Below are 21,558 nucleotides of genomic sequence, written 5' to 3'. Positions count from 1 at the left end.
TGATCCTCACTGGGCCCGACCGTGTTGTCCATCGACGGTGCCGGGTACTCGCCGCCGCGCACCGCTGTCGCGCCGCGGCCCCGTCCGGCTGCCTCCACGGCCGCCACCCGAACCCGTCGCCGTCCGCCTCTCCCACCGTCCGCCCCCGCCTCCCGCCTCCCGCCTCCCGCCTAGGAGTTGCTCTCATGCCCACCCCCCTCCCCCTCATCGCCGTCACCATGGGCGACGGTGCCGGTATCGGCCCCGAGGTCGTCGTCGCGGCCCTGCTCGACGACGCCGTCCTGCCCCGCTGCCGCCCCGTCGTCATCGGTGACGCCCGGCGGCTGCGCGAGGCAGCCCGCGTCCTCGGCCTGGACTGCGAGATCGCCACCGTCGACCACCCGCGCGACGCGGAGTTCACACCCGGCCGCGTCAACGTGCTCGACCTCGGCCTGCTCCCCGCCGATCTGCCCTGGGGCAAGCTGTCGACGGTCGCGGGGGGCGCCGCGTACGCCTACATCGAGCGCGCCGCCGAGCTCGCAGTGGCCGGCGAGGTGCACGCCATCTGCACCGCACCGCTCAACAAGGAGGCCCTGCACGCCGCGGGCCATCTCTACCCCGGCCACACCGAACTCCTCGCCCATCTGACCGGGACCGAGGAGGTCTCGATGATGCTCTCCACCGAGAAGGTGAAGGTCATCCACGTCACCACGCACATCGGCCTGATCGACGCCGTCCACCGCATCGAGCCCGGCCTCGTCGAGCGCACCGTGCGCCGCGGCCACGAGGCGATGGTCCGCGCCGGCACCCCGAACCCCGTGATCGGCGTCTGCGGCATCAACCCGCACGCGGGCGAGAACGGCCTGTTCGGCTACGGCGAGGAGGCCGAGAAGATCGCCCCGGCCCTGGAGAAGCTGCGCGCCGACGGCGTCGACGCCCGGGGTCCGCTCCCCGCCGACACCGCCTTCTTCCTCGCCTCACGCGGCGACTACGACCTGATCGTGGCGATGTACCACGACCAGGGCCACGGCCCGGTCAAGGTCCTGGGCATCGAGGCGGGTGTCAACCTCACCGTGGGCCTGCCCGTCATCCGCACCTCCGTCGACCACGGCACCGCCTTCGACATCGCCGGAACGGGCACGGCGGAGGCGGGCAGCATGGTCGAGGCGCTGCGCCAGGCGGCCGAGATGGCCACGGTGCCGGTCACCCCGGCAGCCTGAACCGCCGCCTCCGGCAGGGGGACGGGTCAGACGTGGTTGTCTCCCCCGGTTGTCAGGCTTGCACGGTGGGCCGGACGACGACCTCGCTGATGTCGATGCCGGCGGGCTGCTCGATCGCGTAACCGATCGCGGACGCGATGGCGGAGGGCGGGATGGCGATCTCGTCGCGCTGCCGGGCTGCCGCCGCCGCTGCCTCGGGACTCGCCCCCTTGCCCACGCCCTCGGTATTGGTGAATCCGGGTGAGACGAGGGTGACGCGCAGATCGGGTCCCGACTCCTGCCGCAGCCCCTCGGTCAGCACCTTCACCGCCGTCTTGGTGGCGGCGTAGACGGCCTGCGGGGATTTCACGACATAGGCCGCGGTGGAGGCGATGTTGACGAACTGGCCGGAGCGCTGCCGCCGGAAGACGGGAAGTGCCGCCCCGATACCGTTCAGCAGGCCGGTGATGTGCGTCGCGACCATCGCGTCCCAGTCGTCCTGGCGCAGTTCGTCGAACGGCGACACCGCCATCGTGCCGGCGTTGGAGACCAGGACATCGAGCCGGCCGAACCGGTCGACCGCCACATCCGTCAGCCGCTCGAGGTCCTCGCGGCGCGTCACGTCGATGACGGCCCCGACGGCCGAGCCACCCCGCGCCGTGATCTGGTCCACTACCGCGTGCAGCCGATCCTCCCGCCGGGCCCCGAGCACGAGCCGGGCACCCTTCTCGGCCAGGTAGGCCGCCGTCGCCGCCCCGATGCCGCTGCTGGCACCCGTGATCGCCACGACCTTGCCTTCGATGCCTGACATGGCCAACGTCCTCCAGGGAGATGTGCGCAGGTCAGACCATGACCTACAGTGGAACTGGGGGCGCCCCCAGTTACCCGAGCCTAAATGGGGACGCCTCCGGTTAGCAAGGCGAAGAAGACCGGAGAGGACATGGCAACCGCTGATGACCGGCAGTGCACCACGCCCGTTGCGAGCTGACGCACGGCGCAACAGAGACAAGATCCTCACGGCCGCGGTGCGCATGTTCGCCGAGGAGGGGCTGGACGCGCACCTGGAGCGCATCGCCAAGGAGGCGGGCGTGGGCAGCGCGACGCTGTACCGGAACTTCGCCACCCGCGAGGCCCTGATCGAGGCGGTCTACCGCAACGAGGTGGCCCAGCTGTGCGACGCCGTCCCCGATCTGCTCGCCGAGCAGCCGCCCTACGAGGCCCTGCGCGCCTGGACACGTCTCTTCCTGGACTACGTCACCGCGAAATTCGGCATGGCCGACGCCCTGCGCGCCATCGCCGCCACGGGAAACAACCCCTACGGCCACAGCCGGGACATGATCCAGGCCGCCATCACCACCCTGCTGGACGCCTGCACAGCCGCCGGGGCGATTCGCACCGACATCAGCCCCACCGACATGGGCGCCGCCCTCGAAGGCATCGCCCTCACTTCGGCCGAACCGGAACACCGGGAACGGGCCGAGCGCCTGCTCGACCTCACCCTGGACGGCCTGAAGGCCCGTTCGTGACGGTGGCCCTGTCGAGGGGCTTGCGGTGCGGGTGAAGCTCGATGGTGAGTGAGGCGGCGGTGAAGACGGAGGAGTAGGTGCCGACCGCCAGGCCGATGAGCAGGGCGAGGGCGAAGTCGGCGAGGGTGTCGTCGGCGAGGACGGCGAGGGCGGTGAGGATGAATGCCGCACCCATGCCGGTGTTGACGGTACGGGGCAGGGTCTGGAGGATCGCCTGGTTCGTCAGGCGGGGAAGCGGTGTGGCGCGGTCGCGGCCGAGCAGTTCGCGGACGCGGTCGAAGAGGACGACGGAGTCGTTGACCGAGTAGCCGATGACGGTCAGCAGGGCGGCCAGGAAGACCCCGTCGATGGGCTTGCCGAGCCAGGCGAAGGCACCGATGAGGATCACCACGTCGTGGGCGAGCGCGGCGACGGCCGCCGTCCCGAAGAACCAGCGGAAGCGGACTGCGAGATACAGCAGTTGGGCGCCGAGTGCGAGGGAGAGCGCGATGAGGGCGTTGCGGCGGAGCTCGTCGCCCATGCTGGGGCCGATCAGCTCGTCGCGGATCTTCCTCGTCTCGCCGCCGAGTGCGCCGATGGTTTCGGTGACGGTGGCCTCGTCGGTGTTGGTCAGGTTCTCGGCGCGCACGGTGAGCCCGGTGTCGCCGGAGGACTGCACGACCGCGCGGGGGAACCCGGCGTCGGTGAGGGCGGTACGGGCCCGGTCGGGGTCGACGGGGGCGCTGGTGGCGTACTCGATCAGCCGGCCGCCGGTGAACTCGATGCCGAAGTCCAGGCCGCGGACGAGGATGCCCGACGCGGCCACGACGGCGAGCGCGGCGGAGGCGGCCAGCCAGCGGCGCGGACGGCGCATCAGGAACGGGTCGCGGCGCAGCAGCCGGTCGCGGACCCAGCCGGTGCTCGCGATGCCGGTGATACGGGGCCGACGGCGGACCGCGGGGCGGCCCGCCGCGTACTCGGCGAGCACCCGGCTGATCACCAGGGCGCTGACCATCGAGGCGAGGACGCCGATGGCGAGGGTGATGCCGAAGCCGCGTACCGGGCCGGAGGCGAAGGCGAACATGAGGCCCGCGGCGATCAGCGTCGTGATGTTGGAGTCGGCGATCGCGCTGAGGGCACCGCGGAACCCGGCCGTCAGCGCCGAGCGGGGGCTTGGGCGGCTGCGGGCCGCGTACTCCTCGCGGGCCCGTTCGAAGACCAGGACGTTGGCGTCCACGGCCATACCGATCGCCAGGACGAACCCGGCGAGGCCCGGCAGGGTCAATGTGGCGCCGAGCGCGGCCAGGGCGGCGTAGGAGATGAGGCCGTAGCAGGCCAGGGCCACGGTCGCGAGCAGGCCCAGGAGCCGGTAGGCGGCGATGATGAACAGCGCGGTCAGCGCGGTGCCGATGACGGCGGCCCAGGCCGCGGCCTCGATCGCCGCGTCGCCGAGCGTCGCGCCGACGGTGCGCTGTTCGACGGTCTCGACCGGTACGGGCAGGGCGCCGCCGGAGATCAGCAGGGCCAGTTCGCGGGCTTCGGTGTCGTCGAAGGAGCCGGTGATCTGGGTGGTGCCGCCCGGGATGCCGGTCCCGCACGGTACGGAGGGGTCGACCTGCGGCGAGGAGATGATCTTGTTGTCGAGGACGATGGCGATCCGCCGCTGCGGGTCGCCGGCCGGGTGACAGGCGGCCCGCGCGGTGACCTGCCGCCATCGGTCCTGACCGGTCTTGGAGAAGTCGACCGTGACATGCCAGCCGGCACCGCCCTGCTGGTCGAAGCGGGCGTCGGCGCCTTCGACGTCCCGTCCGGTCAGCTCGGCGGCCCGCAGCCGCAGGGGCTGTCCGGAATCGTCCGGCAGCACGCGCTCCTCGGCCGGATCGGCCGGCGGGGAGGTGGCGCCGTCACCGGTCCCGGCGGGGCCGAGGACCGCGTGGACGGTGAGCTGCGCGGTGCGGCCCAGCACATCGGCGGCCTTCTTCGGGTCAGACACGCCGGGCAGCTCGACGAGGATGCGGTGGTCGCCGGAGCGGACGAGGGTCGGTTCGGCGACGCCGAGCGCGTCGATGCGGCCGCGCAGCACCTCCACGGTGCGGTCGGTGGCCGCGGCGTCGGCTTCGGTGGTGGGGGTGGAGCGGGTTTCCAGCATGAGCTGGGTGCCGCCGCGCAGATCGAGTCCGAGGCGGACCGGCGTGGTGAGGGCGATGGCCAGCGATCCGGCGATCACGGCGAGGGCGAGCAGCGCCCGCACGCGCAGGGACTTGTTCCGTTTATTCCGCTTGTTCCACTTGTTGCGGCGTTTCGATACGTCGTTGCGGCGTTTCAACACGAGCCTCCGGCAGGCACGTCGCGGCAGCGGCGCACGCGGCCGCGACGGAGGAAAGGGTGATGGGTGGCGTCAGGTACCTGCGGGCGCCGGAGGGGCCCGGCCGCGGTCGTGGGCCGATCGGCCGGGCGAGACGGGGGCGTGTGCGGAAGGCGCTGAAGTACGGGTACCGACAGCCGGGTCGGCATCCGTATCGCGGGGGTCGGTGGCGTGGGGATCCGGTGGGCACGGGCGCTCACCGAGGTGGTCGTGGCGGACCCTGGCCTGGGCCGCGCAGCCGGCGGCGCACGGGTCATCCGCGCGGGGACCGGGGTCCGGGCGCTCGGCGCCCGTGGCCGCCGGGGCCGGATTGGCCACTGAGGCCGGATGGGGCACCGAGGCCGGATGGGGCACCGGACCGGATGCGGCGCGCGGGGTATCTGCGGGAACCAGCGCCAGCAGGACGGCGAGGAGCGCGATGAGCGTTCCCGCGAGCCGATGACCGGCGGTCGGGGTGGTGCGGGGCGCTGGACGCATGGTCGGGGGCGGGGCGGGCGTCAGGGTTCGATGAGACCGGCGCGGATGGCGTAGCGGGTCAGCTCCAGCCGGTCGTGCAGACCGAGTTTGTGCAGGAGGTTGGCCCGGTGGCGGTGCACGGTCTTGACGCTGATGAACAGGATCTCGGCGATCTCCTTGGAGGAGTGCCCTTCGGCGACGAGTTTGAGGACCTCCTCCTCACGAGGGGTGAGGAACTGGTCGGGGTCTTCCTCGCCGTGGCGGACGCGGTCCAGGTAGTTGCGGATGAGGGCGGTGACCGCGCCGGGGTAGAGGAACGGCTCGTTGCGCATCGCGGCCCGGCAGGCGGCGACCAGATCGCGGTCGGCGACCGACTTCAGCACATAGCCACAGGCCCCGGCCTTGAGCGCCTGGAACAGGTACTGCTCGTTGTCGTGCATCGTCAGCATCAGGATGCGCAGGCCCGGTTTGAGCGCCACCAGCTCGCGGGTGGCCTGGAGGCCGGTCAGGCGTGGCATGGCGAGGTCGAGCACCGCCAGGTCGATCTCCTGGCTCCGGGCCGCCTCGATGGCCTCGGCGCCGTCCCCGGCCTCGGCGACGACCTCCAGGTCGGGTTCCCGGTCGAGGATCAGGCGTACGCCGCGGCGTACCAGAGCGTGGTCGTCGGCGAGCAGGATGCGGATCGGCGTCGCGTTCGCGGGAGAGTTCGTGGGAGACGCCGTCGAGGCCGTGGTGGGTCCGGGCGGGGTCGGATCGGGCATGGTCAGAGCTGCTTCCTGGGGGCGGGGGTGATGAGGCGGATCCGGGTGCCGGTGCCGGGCGTCGAGGTGATGTCCAGGGTGGCTCCGGCGAGCAGGGCCCGTTCGCGCATGCCGCGGATCCCGGCGCCCTCGCAGGCGGCCTCGATGCCGCGGCCGTCGTCGGCGATCTCCAGCGCCACCGCCTCGCCGACGCGGCGCAGGCTCACCTCGACCTGCCGCGCGTCCGCGTGGCGCGCCGCGTTGGTCAGGCTCTCCTGAGCCACCCGGTACAACACGAGCTCGCTCTCCTGGTCGAGGGCGGGCAGGTCGGCGTCGAGGCGGCGTACGACACGCAGCCCGGTGTGGGTGGCGAAGTCCTGGGTGAGCGAGGTCAGTGCGCTGACCAGGCCCAGGTCGTCCAGGACGCCGGGCCGCAGGCGGCGCACCAGGCGGCGGACCTCGTCCAGACTCTCCCGGGTGATCTCCTGGGCCTGCTGGAGGTCCTCGCGCAGCGGCTCCGGGACGTCGTCCGCGGTGCGCCCCAGCACCAGCAGGATCGCGGTCATGCTCTGTCCGACCTCGTCGTGCAGCTCCTGGGCGATACGGCGGCGTTCCGCCTCCTGGGCCAGCAGCACCCGGGCGCTGGACGTGGCACGTTCGTGCTCCAGCCGGTCGAGCATGGCGTTGAAGGTACGGATCAGCTCGGACACCTCGCTGCCGCCGCCGGCGCCGGGCACGGGCAGCCGCTGGCCCGGGCGCAGCAGGTCGACGGTGGTCATCAGCCTGGTCAGCCGGTCCAGCGGGGCCAGGCCCCAGCGCAGCAGGGTGCCGTTGGCGACCAGCATGACGGCGAGACCGCCGATCAGGATGATCGCCTCGGTCAGCACCACCGGCACGGAGACGGTCACCGGCGCCCACAGCAGCAGCGCCGTGGCGGTGCCCAGCACCAGGGCGTTGAGCCCGAAGATCCGCCAGAACAGCGACACCGGGGAAACTCCTCCTCCTGCGCTCCGAGTGTGATCAGCTCTACTGTCGCTCATCGCTCCCCCGGACTGAGCCGCCGCGACTGATCACGACCGAGCCCGACCCAGCCTGCCTCCCCCACCGCGCGGGGTCGATGGGGTCCGTTCCCCATATCCGGGGTCATCGGGTACCCATGCGCCGTGCCCCGCCATCGCCCCGTGGTCACCGCTGCCCCGGGCAAATGGGGTCCGCGCCCGATGGGCTTCCGACGCCGAGTCGAGCAGAGTCGAAGAAGATCGAGCCGTCCGGTACGGCCAGTGCTCGCGGTCGTGGAGACCGCGGCCGGCGGCACCGGGCGGCCGCTGCCGCGCTCAGCGCGCTTTTCGCGAAAGGACCACACCCGTGCCGCTCGACACCGCCCAGACCGGCCCCCGCCCCGGGCGGCTGACCTCTCATGAGGCCCGCCAGCGCCTGGAACACGCCCGCAACAGCCGCCTGGCTCAGCTGCGCGCCCTCGACGAGAGCGCCCAGAGCACGGACGCCCATCTGGTGTCCGCGCAGACGGAGGCGATCCAGCGGGTCCTCACCGAGATCGACGAGGCGTTCGCCCGTATCGACGACGGCGCCTACGGCACCTGCCAGGGCTGCGCCAAGCCCGTCCCCGCCGAACGCCTGGAGATCCTCCCCTACACCCGCTACTGCGTCGCCTGCCAGGGCCGCGCCACCGCCTGATCCGCCCCATCCGACCCGTCTTCGTCTCCGCCCTGCGCAAAGGGGTGAAGTGGTGAACCACCAGACCATCGACAACCCGGCCGCGCACCTGTCGCCCGAGGACCTTGCCGCGCTGCGGGAGAACCTTCACGAACAGCGCCTCTTCCGCCAGGAACAGCTGCGGCAGATCGCCGCGGCGCCCCGCGCCGAGGACCTGCTCCGGCGCCGCTCCGCGGCACAGGCCGAAGTGCACGTCAAAGTCGCCGCCTCCGCGCGCATGGTCCTCGCCGACGTGGAGGCGGCGCTGCGACGCATCGCCGAGGGCCGCTACGGCAGCTGCCACCTGTGCCGCCGCCCCGTCGAACGCGAACGCCTGATGATCGTTCCGCAGGCCCGCTACTGCGCGCGGTGCCAGCAGGTGCGGGAGGCCGGACGATGACCGTCCTCCGCCGCTTCCGGTCCGACTCCCCCGCCGGGCACCGGCACCGGCCCTGGCCGTCGTGCCGGCACTGCTGCGGCCTCGCCCTCGACCTGGGCAGCGCCCGCACCCGCGCCTGGCTCGCCGGCCGCGGCATGATCCTCGACGTACCCACCATCACCTTCCCCGGTGCCGGGGCGGTGTACCCGATCCAGCGCGGTGCCATCGTCGACGTCCCCGGAACGGCCCGGATGCTCGACCGGCTGCTCAGCCATCGCCTGCCCCGCCTCACCCGCCCGCTGGTGGTGGTCACCGCGCCCGTGCTGGACGGCCCCGCCTACCGGGAACGGGCCCGCACCGCCGTGGAGGTGCTGCGCCCGCGCGCGGTCCTGACGGTCCCCACCGCACGCGCCATCGCCCTGGCCGTGGGCGCCGACCTCTCCCTGCCGCTGCTCGTGGTGGACGTCGGCGCCCACCTCACCGAAGTGGTCCTCCTCCTCGACGGCCTGGTCTTCGACGCCCGCCGCACCGCCCTGGGCACCGCCGACCTCGCCGGTGCCGGCGCCACGGCGGAGATCAGCGAAGCGATCACGACCATGATCACCTCAATGCTCCGGCAGGACCGCACGTCCCTCACCGCCGAGGCCCTGACCCGGGGAGCCCTCCTGGCCGGCGGCGGCGCCCTGCGCCCCGACCTCACTCGCCGGCTCATCGGCGGCACCCACGCGCCGCTGCGGGCGGTTCCGGCACCACACACCGCGGCGATCCGCGGCGCCGCCAAGATCCTTCAGGCCGCGCGCGGACATCCGTCGACCAGTGGCACGTCCCCGCCCTGACCTGGACCGCTCTCCCATCGACCCCGCCGACCCACCGGCCGGGGTCTCCGGTACGCCATCCCCCGATCCTGGAAGGAGAACCACCGTGTCCGGCGAGATACCCCCCGCGCAGCCGCCTCCCGATCCCCCGCACCACGAGCTCGTACATCCCCTGTCGCTGTGGCGCCAGCGGCACAATCCGCTGTACCGGTGCACCGACCGCCTCCAGACCCGGATCGCACTGGCGTTGTTGCTGCTGGTGCCGGTCCTGGGGCTCGCCGCCACGCTCGCCGTCGGTGACGCCGCCCACCGCCACTACCGCGCGGCCGCCGAGCACCAGCGACAGAGCCTGCGCCTCACCACCGCCGTCCTCACCCACGACGCCCCGGATCACCCGGAGCCCGGATCGGCGGAGGCGAGGGAGAACCGCTACCCGGCCACGGTCCGCTTCACCGACCCGAGCGGACGGACCCGCACCGCGGAGACCGGCGTCCTGCCCGGGCTGAAGGCGGGCAGCTCCGTCCACGTCTGGGTCGACGCGGACGGAGCGATCGCCGAGCCGCCCATGACCGCCGCACAGATCCGCAGCCGCACCATGGGCTGGGGTCTTGTCGCCTTCCTGACCGTGCTCCTGGCCGGTGCCGCCGCCTACCGCTGCGCCACCGTGGTCCTGCGCCGGCGCAATCTCGCCGAGTGGGACACCGAGTGGGCCGAGACCGCGCCACGCTGGACGACATCCCCCTGAGCCGCGGCCGACAGCGGCCGCGCCCCCGGCTCAGGAAGCGATGAGCCAGGAGCGCGGCCTCGACGCCGGTGACACATCAGCCGCGGAGGGGACCCTCACAGGTGTAGTCCGATGTGCCCGCCCGCTGGTTGGACCAGATGTCCACCTCGCCGAACGAGCAGTTCATGTCGGTCAGGTTGTTGTCGCCGCCCGCCGCGCGGTCGAGGAGGAAGTAGTCGACCGTCCCGGACATGTCCTTGAAGACCGTGTCCGCGTTGCCGGCATCGGTGAGGTTCGCGGTGATCCGGCCGGTGCAGACGAACCGGGGCCGCTCCGCCGCGCCGGTGGCACGGCAGTTCGGGTCGGACGCGGTCATCGCGGTGAAGGAGGAGCGGATCTGGTCGGCCGAGGTGTCACGGAGCTCGCCCAGAGGCGTGTAGGTGGTGTGGGGCACGTACAAGTCGGCTACGTGGGCGATCTGTTGGTCGAGGAAGCGGTCGTACGCGCTCTGCAGGCCCGCGTCCCTGCCGAGCCGGTCGCGCCAGGCGTCGAAGGCCGCCGGATCGTCGGAGCGCAGATCGCGGTACATCTCCCGCAAGAGGGAGGGGTGTTCGATCCACAGGAACTCGAAGAAGGTGCCCGCGTAGTCGTAGAAGCGGAAGCCGTCGCCGTCGTACGTCGCGTGCAGGAGCTGGTTCACGGTCATCCGCGGTCCGCCGCCGGCCGTGTCGTCGATGATCCCCTGCACCAGGGACTTGCGGACCCGGATGCCGTCGTCGCGGGTGGCGCCGTCGAAGAACTCGGCAGTGCCCTCGTCCATCGCGGTGGTCCGGTCACCCTCGTACCAGGGACCTTCGCCGAAGCTGCCGGGCACCGCCCAGCGACCGTTGAGGTAGTGGGTGTACTCGTGGCGGAACAGCTCCTCCAGGGTCAGTGAGGAGTCCTGCGGGACGCGACGCTGGTAGGTGTAGAAGGTCGCCCCCTTCTCGATGTAGACGCCGCCGTTGTTGGTGTCCATGCCGGTGAGGAGCGGGTGGAAGTTCTCGTAGTCGGCGCGGGAGCCGTACAGGACGATGTGCAGCGTGGTGTTGGTGTCGTCCGCGAGGGGCGTGTCCGTGCCGAGGACACGGTGGAACTGCGCCTTGACCTGCTTGCTCGCGTAGTAGAGCTGGTCGACGGTGTTCCGGTCGAGGGCGGTGCGGACCTGAATGCCGTCGGTGCCTTCGGTGCCGTAGACGTACGTGTACGGGAAGAGACGCCTCTCGATGTCGCCCTTGCACACGTGGTACGGGGCGCAGGCTTCGAAGACCCCCAGCCAGGTGGCGACCTTGGCCCAGGGCGCGCTGCTGTCCCCGAAGTTGCGGGCGGTGGTGTCCAGGAGGGTGCCGAGGCCGGAGACGATCTCGTCGCGCAGCCCTTGGATCTGGCCGAAGCGGCCGTACTCGCTGAGTGCGTCGCGTATCACCCAGGCGTTGGGCCCGTCCTTGAGGTGGGTGTGGCCGGCGAAGGAGCTGAAGGCCGCCCGGTACGAGGGGTCGGCCGTCACCGCGGCGTGGAAGGCGGCGTCCTTGTTGCCGGGATTCACGCCGAGGTAGTTCACGGTGAGCGCCGCGAGGGCGGCACCGGCCCAGGAGGTGTCCTGGGCGGTTTGGGGGTGCTGGGCGTCCATGGTGGCCAGAACCCGCTTGATCAGGGGCAGTTGGTACTGACGCAGACCGGGGGCGGAGGCCGCGTCGAGCGCTTCACGCAGGGTCTCGGCGTTGGGGCGGGTGACGTCGAAGGTACGGGCGGCCGAGCCGAAGGCGTCCACAGCCCCGCGCATGGCGTTGACGGTCGGCGCGTCGGTGATGTCGATCTCGTCGTGCGAGAAGTCCTGGTACGCCACCGCGTGCAGGTAGGTGAACATCTCCAGCAGATGGCTGCCGTCCCTGCCGTCGTGGGAGGCGGCGAGTTGGGTGATGCGGCGGGAGACGGCCTGGACATGCTGGTCCGACATGACGGGGACGAGTCGCTGGTCCCAGGTCCAGAGGATCGAGCGCAGACAGCCGTCGGCGGTGACGGCGGGGTCGGCCAGGAAGTCGGCGAACCGCTCCGGCGGCAGGCCCGTGACGCCGTCGAGCGTGCAGGGCACGGATGCCGTGCCGAGTGTGGCGTGCGGTGTGACGGCGCCGCCCCGGCTCTTCGGCTCGGGCGTTCGGGCTCCGGGGACACCGCCACCGGTGAGGCCGCCGGGGGCCGGGGCCTTCCGTGCCCGGCCCGGGGCCTTGGCCAGACGGTCGACCCTGTCGAAGGGGTCGGACGAGGCGGCCGTCCGTAACGCCGAAGGCCGCGCGGGAGCGGGGGCGGCCGCGTGACCGGACGGGGCCGCCGTCACGCAGAGCGTCACCGCCACTAAGGCCGTGAGCAGACTTCCGCGCGTGGATCCGCGCGGGTTTCTCGACTGGAACACCGTTGGCTCCTGTGGGGGCAGGTGGCAAGGACTACGGGGCAGCGGTGCCTCAGGGCCTGAATTGCCCTGTGCGGGGCTGCACATGAGAGCGCGTGGTGCCATGTGATGCGTAACGTAATAATGTGAAATTGCACAGGGCGCAAGGCCCTCGACGCGACGGACCGCGGAGAGCTTGGGCCTGTCAACGTACGGATCAAGGAGGACCGATGCACGATCCCCTGACCGGCGCACCTCGGACGGCCGGCCATGACCTGCCCGTCTCACCGGAGTTCGAGGCCTTCATGGCGGGTGGCTGGGCGCCGACCCCGCTGCCCGCGGACATCCGGTCGGCCGCCGCCGACTTCACCCCCGCTCGCCGCGCCCGGCTGTCCGCCCGCTTCCCGGGCGAGCGGCTGGTCATCCCCGCGGGCGAGCTGAAGGTCCGCTCGAACGACTGCGACCACCGCTTCCGGCCGTACAGCGCGTACGCCTGGCTCACCGGTCTGACCGGCGAGGAGCAGGCCGGGCATGTCCTGGTCCTGGAGCCGGACGGGCCCCACCGGCATGAGGCGGTCCTGTATGTGCGGCCCCGTTCGCCGCGCACCGATGGCGGTTTCTACCGGGACCGGCGCTACGGCGAGTTCTGGGTCGGCCGGCGCCCCGACCTCGACGAGACCGCGCGCATGACCGGCATCCGCTGTGCCGTCATCGGCGACCGGGCGGAGCCGCCGCCGGGCCGGGACGCCACGGTCGACGCCGAACTGTCCGCCGCCTTGAGCGAGTTGAGACTGATCAAGGATGCCTGGGAAGTGGGGCAGCTACAGCTCGCCGTGGACCACACGGTCGCCGGCTTCGAAGACGTGGTACGCGCCCTGCCGCGCGCCCTCGCCCATCCACGCGGCGAGCGCTGGATCGAGGGCGTCTTCGGCCTGCGCGCCCGCGCGGAGGGCAACGGCACCGGTTACGAGACCATCGTGGCGTCCGGTGCCCACGCCTGCGTTCTGCACTGGATACGGAACGACGGGCCGCTGGACGCACGGCGGTTGCTGCTGCTGGACGCGGGCGTGGAGACGGACAGCCTCCACACCGCCGACATCACGCGCACCCTCCCGCTCTCCGGGCGGTACTCCCCCGTGCAGCGGCAGGTGTACGACCTCGTGCTCGCCGCCCAGGACGCGGGTATCGCCGCGCTCAGGCCGGGCGCGAGCTTCCGTGACTTCCACCGGGCCGCGATGCGCGTGATCGCGGAAGGGCTCACGGAATGGGGTGTGCTCAAAAGCCCCGAGGGCGACTTCCACCGTCGCTACACCCTGTGCAGCAGCGGACATATGCTCGGGCTCGACGTCCACGACTGCGCGCAGGCACGCGCGGAGACCTATCTGGACGGGGTGCTGGCGGAGGGCCAGGTGCTGACGGTCGAGCCCGGCCTCTACCTCCAGCCCGACGACGAGACGCTCCCGGACGAACTGCGGGGCATCGGGGTACGCATCGAGGACGACCTGGTCATCACCGCCGGAGGAGCACGGCTGATGTCGGGCGCCCTGCCGCGCACCCCGGACGCGATCGAGGCGTGGATGGGGGAACTGATCGAGAGCCGCTGAATCGGTGGCGGTGGCCGCATCCGCGCTCGGGCACCCACGAGAACGACGCCCGTGAGAACAACATGACATTGTACTCTGGTGATCCTCTCGGCCGTGCAGGCACGGGGCACGAAGGGAACACCAACCGTCATGGGCCACCTCAAGCAGCGCAATCTCATCACCACCAGGGAGCGGCTGCGCGACCAGGTGGCCCACGCCCTGCGCGCCGCGCTGATCTCCGGCGAACTGCGCCCCGGCGAGGTCTACTCGGCGCCCGGCCTGGCCGAGGACTTCGGCATCTCCGCGACGCCGGTGCGCGAGGCGATGCTCGACCTGGCCCGCGAGGGCCTCGTCGAACCCGTACGCAACAAGGGCTTCCGCGTCACCGAGGTCAATGAACGCGACCTCGACCAGTACACCGAGATCCGCGCCCTGATCGAAGTCCCCATGATCGGCCGGATCACCCGCGGTGCCGCCCGCGAGGACCTGGAGGCGCTGCGCCCGGTGGCGGAAGACATCGTGCGCGCCGCGCGCGAGCACGACCTCATCGGCTATCTGGAGGCCGATCGTCAGTTCCATCTCTCCCTGCTCGCGCTCGCCGGAAACGACCGGCTCGTCGAAACCGTCGGCGACCTGCGCAAACGCTCACGCCTGTACGGACTGACCACACTGGACGAGCGCGACCAGCTGATCCCGTCCGCCGAAGAGCACATCGAGCTCCTCGACCTGATGGTCGCGGGTGATGTGACGGGCGCCGAGACATGCATGGCCCGCCACCTCGGCCATGTGCGCTCGCTGTGGGCCAAGGGCGCGCAGGGGCAGGAGCCCGCCGAGCGCATACCCAGGAGAAGGCTGGGCACCTGACCGGCTGCCCCGAGGGGCAGCCGGTCCACGGCCGCTCAGCTCTCGGGCGCGTCCCCGAAGTCGGCGATCTCCAACCGGACTCCGCCCTGCCGCGCGGACTCGTGCGCCACGATGCCCGGCAGGGTGTAGCGGGCCGCGACCCAGGCGTTCACGGAGGGCAGTGTGCGGGTGTTGACCGCGGTCACGAAGTCGTCCACCAGGAAGTGGTGGCTGCCCTCGTGCCCGTTGTGCAGGTGATCGAACTCCCGGGGCAGCCGCGACCGGTCGTGCACGGGCGCGGAACCGGAAGTGAAGGCGGCACGCAGGGCGGGCGCGATGTGCTCGAGTGACGGGTCGTCGGGAGCCAGCGTCGGCTTGGGCTCGAGCAGCTCCGTGATGTCCTTGACCCCCTTCTTGTCCTGCCAGAAGCTCACCGTGGCGAGCTGTTCCATGCTCGCGTCCGTCCCGAAGAACCGGAAGCGCGATTCGCGGATGTGCGAGGGATAGCCGACCCGCCGGAACTCGTTCGTACGGAACGAGCCGCCACCGGCCACCTCGAACAGCGCGGTGGCGTTGGAGATGTCGTTCCCGAACTGGCTGATCTCCTGGTCGAAGACACCGTCCCCGCGATCGTCCTTCACTCCGATCGCCGACACACTCACCGCGTGCGTCTGCCAGGCGCCGAGGACCCCGCCGACGGAGTGCGTCGGGTAGAGCAGCGGCGGATAGCTGGCGGTCGCCTTCCAGTTCTCTCCGCCGCTGTACTGATAGGCCTCGTAGAAGCCGAGGTCCATGTCGTGTACGTAGTCGCCCTCGGCATAGAAGAGGCGGCCGAAGGCGCCGTCGGCGATCTGGTCGCGGGCGTGCACGGTCGCCGGGTTGTACTGGCTCGTCTCACCCATCATGTACGTCAGACCGGTGGCGCGTACGGCCTCGATGATCGCCGCTATCTCCTCGCGGCTGATCGCCATCGGCACCGCCGAGTACACGTGTTTTCCGGCGTTCAGGCCCTGGAGCACGAGCGGGCCGTGTGTCCAGCGCTGGGTGAAGACGGCCACCGCGTCGACCGCCTTCGACTCCAGCATCGCCTCGTACGAGGGGAAGGTACCCGACAGTCCTTCCGCGGCGGCCAGTTGCTCGGCCCGCTCGGGCAGCAGATCGGTGACGTGGACGTCGCCGACGCCCGGGTGGGCGAGGAACAGCTTGGCGAACTGGCCGGAGAACTGCCCGGCGCCGACGATGCCGAGGGAGAACGTCATGCGGCAATGCCTTTCGTGAAGTCGTGGAGAGCTCACTGGTCGAAAATGAAGTTGATCTGGCTGTTGGTCGTGTCGAGGCCGCTCGCGGGCGCGCCGCCCCCGTAGAGGTCCTGCATCGCGGGGCGCATGAGCGCGTACACGTCTGCGGCGTAGTTGGTGATCGGGAACGAGAAGGTCGTGAAGTCCTTCTTGTCCGCCACCGGCTGGGTGAAGGCGGTGGTGTCGATTCCCTTTTTCTCGTAGGCGGCGACGGCGGCCCTGGTGCCGGCCGGGGTGGCGGGGAAGACGACCCCGTATGCGCCGACGGTGGTCTGGCACGCGTCGGAGGCCAGGTACTCCACCCACTTCCTGGCGCCCTCCTTGTTGCGGGCGCCCTTGGAGATCGAGTCCGCCAGGCCGTTCATCATCGTGGCCCGCTTGCCGGTCGGGCCGACCGGGGTGCGGGCGGTGCCGACGTCGAGGCCCTTGGCCCCGTAGTAGGTGGAGAGCATCCAGGCGCCGTCGAAGGCGGTCGCGGCCTTGCCCGCGGCCACCTGCGCGTTGGGCGGGTTCGCTTGATCACCGTAGACCTCGAGCGGTGCGAGATACCCCTTCTTCGCCAGGCCGAAGTACCACTTGACGACGGACTGGAAGGTGGGGCTGTCGTAGTTGTACTTCGTGCCCCACCGCTTCTTGTCGGTGTAGGACCAGCCCGCGGAGCCGGTGAAGGGGCTCCACTGGGTCTGGCCGTTGTCGTCGCCCGCGCCTCCGGTGGCCAGCCCGTAGACCTTGACGTGGTGCTTGTCGAAGCCCGGTTCGTCGCCCCGCTTGCCGTTCCTGTCGATGGTGAGGTGCGCGATGGCCTTCTCGAACGTGCCGCCGTCCTCGGGGTTCCAGGACAGGGCGTTGATTTTCCCGGTGGAGATCCCGGCCCCCTCGGCCATCTTCTTGTTGTAGAAGAGGGCGACCGTGTCCCAGTCCTTCGGGGCACCGTAGCGGTGGCCGTCCTCGCCGACCCAGTTGTCGGCGAGCCCCGGCTGGTAGTCGGACTTCTCGATGCCCAGGTCGTCAAGCGGCTCCAGCACCTTCAGGTCGCTGAACTGCCCGAACTTCTGGATGTGGTCGGTGAACACGTCCGGCTGGGTGCCCGCGATGAAGCTCGCGGTGAGCTTGGTCCAGTAGGCGTCGAAGCCTATCTGGGTGATCTTGACCTTCAGGCCCGGGTTCTCCCTCTCGAAGCCCTTCGCGCAGGCCCGGTAGGCGGGCAGCTGATTGGTGTCCCACATCCAGTACGTCACCGTGTGCGCGGACGACCCGGCGGATCCGCCCTTCGCGCATCCGGTCACCAGGGACAGCGCCAGCGCCCCGGTCAGCGCCATGACCGTACGAAATCGCATCACTGTCCCCTTACTTGACCCCGGTGAAGCCGATGGAGCTGACGATGCGGCGCGCGAAGAGACCGAAGAGCACGAGCATCGGGATCGCGGCGATGAGGGTCGCCGCCATGAGCCCGGACCAGTCGGTGCCGGTCTGCGGGGTCTGTGCCCGGAAGGTGGCCAGCGCCACGGTCAGGACGCGCGAACTGTCGCTGTACGACACCATCAACGGCCAGAAGTAGTCGTTCCAGGACGTGATGTAGGTCAGGACGGCCAGGGTGACGATGGGGGTGGCCGCCATCGGCAGGAGCACCCGGAAGAAGATCCGAACCTTTCCGGCGCCGTCGAGCAGCGCCGCCTCCTCGACCTCCCGTGGCACGTTCATGAAGAACTGCCGCAGGAAGAACACCGCGAACGGGGTCATGAACATCGTCGGCAGGGCGATCCCGAGCAGCGTGTCCACCAGGCCGAGTTGCTTGATGAGCACGAAGTTCGGCAGCAGGGTGAAGATGGTGGGCACCATCAGACCGGCCAGGAAGAGCCCGAACACCTTGTCCCGGCCGCGCCACTTCAGGCGCGCGAACGCGTACGCGGCCATCGCGGAGAAGAAGACCTGGCACACGGTGATCAGGGTCGAGAGCAGCACCGAGTTGAGCAGATAGCGCCAGAAGACCAGCCCGTCGCCCGCGCCGCCCCGTGCGATCGCCTCCTCGGCGGACTGGAGGCCGAGGGCCCGTTCGAAGCCACCGAGGGTGAAGTCCACCGGCAGGGGGTTGGCGGGATCGCCGGCCAGCGCGGCATTGGAGGAGAGCGCGGTACGCAGGATCCAGTAGAAGGGCAGCAGCGTGATGAGGACGATCAGGCCCATCACGGTCCAGGCCATGGCCCGTCCGGGAGTGGGCCCGCGCCGGACGCGCCGGACGCGCCGGACGCTCGGTGTCGCTGTGGTCATGGCAACCATGCCGGTTCTTCCCCTCCGTCAGCCGAGATCGGTCTGGCCGGCCCGGGTGAGCCGGTACTGGACGATGGTGATCACGCTGAGCACGACCAGCAGGGCGACGGACATCGCGGACGCATAGCCGAACTGGAAGCGGCCGAAGGCCGCGCCGTAGATGTAGTACTGGAGCACGTTGGTCGCGTTCGCGGGACCGCCCGCGGTGGTCACCGCGACGGTGTCGAAGACCTGGAACGAACCGATCACGGTCATGATGAGCACGACCGCGAGCACCGGCCGCAGCAGTGGCATCGTGATCCGCCAGAACATCCGCCACTCGCTGGCGCCGTCGACCCTGGCCGCCTCGTACATGTCGTTCGGTATCGCCTGAAGGCCCGCAAAGAGGAGGAGGGCGGTGTAGCCGACGTGCCGCCAGACGTTGATCAGGGCGATGGTGGGGATCGCCCAGGTGTCGTCGGCCAGGAAGGGAACGCGGTCGAAGCCGAGACCCTGGAGGATCTCGTTGCCGATGCCCATCTGGGTGTCGAGGATCCACAGCCAGACGATGCCGGCGACGACGTTCGACATCAGATACGGGGTGAGCACGATGCCCCGCAGTACGGCCGACTGCGTCAGCCGCTGGAGCAGAACCGCGATGGCGAGGGCCGCGACCGTCTGCACACCGATGTTGATGACCACGTACTCGACCGTGACCGCCAGCGAGTGCCAGAACACGGGGTCGCGGATCATCCTGTCGTAGTTGTCGAGGCCGACCCACTCGGCCGGAGTCAGCAGATTGAAGCGGGTGAAGCTCAGATAGACGCCTCGCAGCGTCGGCCAGAGCAGGAAGACCAGGAAGCCGAACAGGGCGGGGGCGATGAAGACGGCCGCGAGGGCTCCGTCGTCACCGGCTCCCCGGCCTTTGCGGATCTTGAGTTTCGAGGTGGCTTCCTCGGCGCGGCGCAGGGGCAGGCGCGAGGGAGGACTGCTGGAGGCGACGGTCATCAGGAGGCTCTTTCGTCTGCGGCTCATCCTCAGGTGCCACTTACTTTTGATGCGGAAGAATCCTGCCGTCAAGAGTTGTGCAAGCGTCTTCTGATGCGAGCCATGGCGCCGTAGAGTGACAGCGTTACTTCTGGAACGAAAGAAAACATGGAGGAGTCCGCCGCTCATGACCACACCTGACGCCAGTTGGCTGCCGCTGAGTCCCGGGGAACGTGCGGTGGCGATCGAGGTGCTCGTGCACGGTCCGCTGTCGCGCGCCGAACTCGCCCGCCGGCTGGACCTCTCGGCGGGCAGCCTCACCCGGCTGACCAAGCCGCTGATCGAATCGGGTCTGCTGGTCGAGAGGGGCACCGAGGGTGCGGCATCGGCGGAGGTGCGACAGGGACGGCCCTCGCAGCCGCTGGACATGGTCGCCGAGTCCCGGCTCTTCATCGGCTTCAAGATCACCGAGGACATGGTGTACGGGGTGGTCACCACGCTCCGCAGCGACATCCTCGCCCGCGCCGAGCGGCCGCTGACCACACACGAGCCCGCGTCGGTCATCGATCTGCTGCGCGAGATGACGCGGGAGTTCACCCGGGCCCATCCTCGGACGGCCGGGATCGGCATCGGGGTGGGGGCCGGTGTCCGGGACCGCTCGGTCGTCATCCGGTCACCCTTCCTCGACTGGGACGAGGTGCCGCTGGCCGAACTGGTCCAGGAGCGGACGGGGCTGCCGACCGTCGTCGAGAACGATGTGGCGGCGCTGGTCGAGGCCGAGTGCTGGTTCGGCGCGGGCCGCGGCCTCGACCGGTTCGCGGTGCTCACCATCGGGGCCGGACTGGGTTATGGACTGGTCAGCGGCGGCAGGCGGGTGGTCTCTTCCGAGGACGGGCTGAGCGGCCGGGGACGGCACTGGATGGTCGATCCCCACGGCCCGCTCACCCCGTACGGAGAACGCGGCAGCGCCGTCTCCCTGCTGACCATCCCCAGCATCCGCTACCAGCTCCAGGCCGCCACCGGCCGGGAGATGACGTACGAGGAGATCCTCGGCCTCGCCGCCGATGGCGAGCCCATGGCCGCCCGGGTCGTGGACGAGGCGGCCCGGGCCCTCGGCACCATCGTTTCCCAGATCGCCAATCTCGCGATGCCCCAGAAGATCCTGCTGGCCGGCGAGGGAGTGGGCCTGGTCGACGTGGCCGGGGCGGCGGTGGAGAAGGCCATCCTCGCCAACCGCCATCCCCGGGCCGAGAAGGTCAACCTCGAAACCAAGGTTTCCGACTTCCACGACTGGGCCCGCGGCGCCGCCGTCCTGGCCATCCAGGTGCTGGTCCTGGGCTCGGCGCAGGCATGACGCCGCGTTGCCGGAGAGGCTCGCGGCGATGACGGCGACCGCGCAACGGCCGCGGCCACCGGGCCGCGACCGTTGTCATCGCCGGGTCAGTCGTGCGGTGTGGTTTCGGCCGGCTGCCCAGGAGTGGGCATGGCCGTCGGTTTCTTGTGCGGCTTCTTGTGCGGTTTCTTGTGCTGCTTCTTGTGCTGCTTCTTGTGCGGGCTGAACAGGAAGCAGCACAGGGCGGCGGCCACCAGGACCACGGCGCATGCCACGAGGGCGGTCTGCATGGCGTTGACGAAGCCGGTGGCGAACGTGTCGGCGGTGACGCGTTCGCACAGGCCGGTCGTGGCGGCGCTCAGACCGTCGGGCGGCGTGGGCGGACGGTAGTCATGTGCGGCGGCGGTGCTGTTGTCGATGAACTGGGCGCGCAGATCCTCCGGCAACCGACCGGCCCGTTTCTCGGCCTCGCCGCGGTGATGCTGATCGGCCCGGCGATGCCGCCCCAGTCGTAGCGTTCTCCCTCGATCAGACCGAACACGACCCCGTTCAGTCCGGCGGTGGCCAGCGCGGCACCGACCAGGTCGAGTCGGTGCCAGCGTTCCGAGCGCATGGGCGGGGCGAACGTCAGCGCGAGCACGGCGGTGGCGATCCCGATCGGAACGTTGATGAAGAAGATCCAGCGCCAGCTGAGGTGGGCGAGCAGGAAGCCGCCGAGGACCGGGCCGACGATCGGGGCGAAGACCCACAGCACCTGGTCGTAGGAGGCGTCCATGCTGTGGATCAGCGTGGGGATGGCGACGTTGACGATGGATCCGTCGAGCAACGACAGGAAGAAGCCGATGCACATGACGGCGAGAACCCGCCACGGGTGTTGCGTGGCGGGTTGCTCGGGGGATGTGACTTCCGGCACTCCGGAGACCTCCCCGAGGGGAGCCGTCTGCGGGGTGGTGACACGGACCGGACC

At 70.6% G+C, this 21,558-nt stretch carries 20 protein-coding genes; 9 read left to right on the top strand and 11 right to left on the bottom strand.

From position 1 onward, the window contains the following. Positions 1-185: 185 nt before the first annotated feature. Positions 186-1,199, top strand: coding sequence for a 4-hydroxythreonine-4-phosphate dehydrogenase PdxA (gene pdxA / locus KHP12_RS02525; protein ID WP_211831334.1), 1,014 nt, complete (start codon positions 186-188; stop codon positions 1,197-1,199). A 52-nt stretch (positions 1,200-1,251) separates the two neighbouring features. Here the strand turns inward: pdxA and KHP12_RS02520 are convergent, their stop codons facing one another. Continuing rightward, positions 1,252-1,989 (bottom strand): SDR family oxidoreductase, encoded by a 738-nt coding sequence (locus KHP12_RS02520; protein ID WP_086885661.1) that lies wholly within the window; start codon positions 1,987-1,989, stop codon positions 1,252-1,254. 142 nt (positions 1,990-2,131) lie between these two features. Between KHP12_RS02520 and KHP12_RS02515 the strand changes: the two genes are divergently transcribed. Then, on the top strand, positions 2,132-2,704 hold the full coding sequence (locus KHP12_RS02515) for a TetR/AcrR family transcriptional regulator (RefSeq protein ID WP_086885662.1): 573 nt from the start codon (positions 2,132-2,134) through the stop codon (positions 2,702-2,704). On the opposite strand, the gene secD is transcribed toward KHP12_RS02515, so the two are convergent. The 3 genes from secD to KHP12_RS02500 form a co-directional block, all read right to left on the bottom strand. Next, positions 2,673-4,934 carry a protein translocase subunit SecD gene (gene secD / locus KHP12_RS02510; RefSeq protein ID WP_167442763.1) on the bottom strand — a complete coding sequence of 754 codons (2,262 nt, stop codon included), beginning with the start codon at positions 4,932-4,934 and terminating at the stop codon, positions 2,673-2,675. The two genes, KHP12_RS02515 and secD, sit on opposite strands and share 32 nt — an antisense overlap. 611 nt (positions 4,935-5,545) lie before the next feature. Further along, positions 5,546-6,265, bottom strand: a complete 720-nt coding sequence (locus KHP12_RS02505) for a response regulator (RefSeq protein WP_211831333.1) — start codon at positions 6,263-6,265, stop codon at positions 5,546-5,548. Positions 6,266-6,267: 2 nt separating this feature from the next. After that, complete coding sequence (locus KHP12_RS02500) at positions 6,268-7,230, bottom strand: HAMP domain-containing sensor histidine kinase (protein ID WP_167442508.1); 963 nt, start codon at positions 7,228-7,230, stop codon at positions 6,268-6,270. 379 nt (positions 7,231-7,609) lie between these two features. On the opposite strand from KHP12_RS02500, the gene KHP12_RS02495 reads away from it, so the two are divergent. From KHP12_RS02495 to KHP12_RS02480, 4 genes are all read left to right on the top strand, one after another. After that, a complete protein-coding gene (locus KHP12_RS02495) occupies positions 7,610-7,939 on the top strand; it encodes a TraR/DksA family transcriptional regulator (protein WP_138910283.1) in 330 nt (109 codons plus the stop codon). 49 nt (positions 7,940-7,988) lie between these two features. Beyond that, the gene (locus tag KHP12_RS02490; protein ID WP_086881966.1) at positions 7,989-8,357 is read left to right on the top strand and encodes a TraR/DksA family transcriptional regulator; all 369 of its coding nucleotides are present in this window, start codon (positions 7,989-7,991) and stop codon (positions 8,355-8,357) included. After that, complete coding sequence (locus KHP12_RS02485) at positions 8,354-9,172, top strand: rod shape-determining protein (protein ID WP_086881967.1); 819 nt, start codon at positions 8,354-8,356, stop codon at positions 9,170-9,172. The genes KHP12_RS02490 and KHP12_RS02485 overlap by 4 nt, the downstream gene beginning before the upstream one ends. An 85-nt stretch (positions 9,173-9,257) precedes the next feature. Beyond that, positions 9,258-9,896, top strand: coding sequence for an Rv1733c family protein (locus KHP12_RS02480; protein ID WP_086881968.1), 639 nt, complete (start codon positions 9,258-9,260; stop codon positions 9,894-9,896). A gap of 76 nt (positions 9,897-9,972) precedes the next feature. On the opposite strand, the gene KHP12_RS02475 is transcribed toward KHP12_RS02480, so the two are convergent. Next, on the bottom strand, positions 9,973-12,324 hold the full coding sequence (locus KHP12_RS02475) for a collagenase (protein ID WP_308036078.1): 2,352 nt from the start codon (positions 12,322-12,324) through the stop codon (positions 9,973-9,975). 206 nt (positions 12,325-12,530) lie between these two features. Here KHP12_RS02475 and KHP12_RS02470 point away from each other — a divergent pair, with 206 nt between their 5' ends. Both KHP12_RS02470 and KHP12_RS02465 read left to right on the top strand, forming a co-directional pair. Beyond that, a complete protein-coding gene (locus KHP12_RS02470) occupies positions 12,531-13,904 on the top strand; it encodes an aminopeptidase P family protein (RefSeq protein ID WP_211831332.1) in 1,374 nt (457 codons plus the stop codon). Positions 13,905-14,033: 129 nt separating this feature from the next. Next, a complete protein-coding gene (locus KHP12_RS02465; RefSeq protein WP_086881971.1) occupies positions 14,034-14,747 on the top strand; it encodes a GntR family transcriptional regulator in 714 nt (237 codons plus the stop codon). Positions 14,748-14,782: 35 nt separating this feature from the next. Here KHP12_RS02465 and KHP12_RS02460 read toward each other — a convergent pair whose 3' ends face one another. From KHP12_RS02460 to KHP12_RS02445, 4 genes are read right to left on the bottom strand one after another with little or no spacing between them, the layout of a single operon-like run. After that, entirely contained in the window at positions 14,783-15,985 is a 1,203-nt protein-coding gene (locus KHP12_RS02460; protein WP_086881972.1) for a Gfo/Idh/MocA family protein, read from the bottom strand. 32 nt (positions 15,986-16,017) lie between these two features. Then, entirely contained in the window at positions 16,018-17,361 is a 1,344-nt protein-coding gene (locus tag KHP12_RS02455; protein WP_244202814.1) for an ABC transporter substrate-binding protein, read from the bottom strand. Positions 17,362-17,371: 10 nt separating this feature from the next. Continuing rightward, positions 17,372-18,301, bottom strand: a complete 930-nt coding sequence (locus KHP12_RS02450; RefSeq protein WP_086881974.1) for a carbohydrate ABC transporter permease — start codon at positions 18,299-18,301, stop codon at positions 17,372-17,374. A gap of 18 nt (positions 18,302-18,319) precedes the next feature. Beyond that, positions 18,320-19,279 carry a carbohydrate ABC transporter permease gene (locus KHP12_RS02445; protein WP_211831331.1) on the bottom strand — a complete coding sequence of 320 codons (960 nt, stop codon included), beginning with the start codon at positions 19,277-19,279 and terminating at the stop codon, positions 18,320-18,322. 166 nt (positions 19,280-19,445) lie between these two features. On the opposite strand from KHP12_RS02445, the gene KHP12_RS02440 reads away from it, so the two are divergent. Beyond that, positions 19,446-20,612: an ROK family transcriptional regulator gene (locus KHP12_RS02440; RefSeq protein WP_211831330.1), complete on the top strand. Its 1,167-nt coding sequence runs from the start codon at positions 19,446-19,448 to the stop codon at positions 20,610-20,612. Between the two features lie 86 nt (positions 20,613-20,698). On the opposite strand, the gene KHP12_RS02435 is transcribed toward KHP12_RS02440, so the two are convergent. Together KHP12_RS02435 and KHP12_RS02430 are read right to left on the bottom strand one after the other, a co-directional pair. Further along, complete coding sequence (locus KHP12_RS02435; RefSeq protein WP_211831329.1) at positions 20,699-21,037, bottom strand: hypothetical protein; 339 nt, start codon at positions 21,035-21,037, stop codon at positions 20,699-20,701. Then, positions 20,950-21,504 (bottom strand): MFS transporter, encoded by a 555-nt coding sequence (locus KHP12_RS02430; protein ID WP_211831328.1) that lies wholly within the window; start codon positions 21,502-21,504, stop codon positions 20,950-20,952. The genes KHP12_RS02435 and KHP12_RS02430 overlap by 88 nt, the downstream gene beginning before the upstream one ends. Between the last annotated feature and the right edge of the window lie 54 nt (positions 21,505-21,558).

It is taken from the genome of Streptomyces asiaticus (assembly GCF_018138715.1).
Lineage (GTDB): Bacteria > Actinomycetota > Actinomycetes > Streptomycetales > Streptomycetaceae > Streptomyces > Streptomyces asiaticus.
This window is presented reverse-complemented; position numbering and strand designations above follow the sequence as displayed.

Excerpts from the sequence above, each read along its gene's own strand:
- pdxA (WP_211831334.1), top strand. The coding sequence starts at position 186 with ATGCCCACCCCCCTCCCCCTCATCGCCGTCACCATGGGCGACGGTGCC.
- KHP12_RS02520 (WP_086885661.1), bottom strand. The coding sequence starts at position 1,989 with ATGTCAGGCATCGAAGGCAAGGTCGTGGCGATCACGGGTGCCAGCAGC.
- KHP12_RS02515 (WP_086885662.1), top strand. The coding sequence starts at position 2,132 with ATGACCGGCAGTGCACCACGCCCGTTGCGAGCTGACGCACGGCGCAAC.
- KHP12_RS02505 (WP_211831333.1), bottom strand. The coding sequence starts at position 6,265 with ATGCCCGATCCGACCCCGCCCGGACCCACCACGGCCTCGACGGCGTCT.
- KHP12_RS02485 (WP_086881967.1), top strand. The coding sequence starts at position 8,354 with ATGACCGTCCTCCGCCGCTTCCGGTCCGACTCCCCCGCCGGGCACCGG.
- KHP12_RS02470 (WP_211831332.1), top strand. The coding sequence starts at position 12,531 with ATGCACGATCCCCTGACCGGCGCACCTCGGACGGCCGGCCATGACCTG.
- KHP12_RS02465 (WP_086881971.1), top strand. The coding sequence starts at position 14,034 with ATGGGCCACCTCAAGCAGCGCAATCTCATCACCACCAGGGAGCGGCTG.
- KHP12_RS02460 (WP_086881972.1), bottom strand. The coding sequence starts at position 15,985 with ATGACGTTCTCCCTCGGCATCGTCGGCGCCGGGCAGTTCTCCGGCCAG.
- KHP12_RS02455 (WP_244202814.1), bottom strand. The coding sequence starts at position 17,361 with ATGCGATTTCGTACGGTCATGGCGCTGACCGGGGCGCTGGCGCTGTCC.
- KHP12_RS02450 (WP_086881974.1), bottom strand. The coding sequence starts at position 18,301 with ATGGTTGCCATGACCACAGCGACACCGAGCGTCCGGCGCGTCCGGCGC.
- KHP12_RS02445 (WP_211831331.1), bottom strand. The coding sequence starts at position 19,279 with ATGACCGTCGCCTCCAGCAGTCCTCCCTCGCGCCTGCCCCTGCGCCGC.
- KHP12_RS02440 (WP_211831330.1), top strand. The coding sequence starts at position 19,446 with ATGACCACACCTGACGCCAGTTGGCTGCCGCTGAGTCCCGGGGAACGT.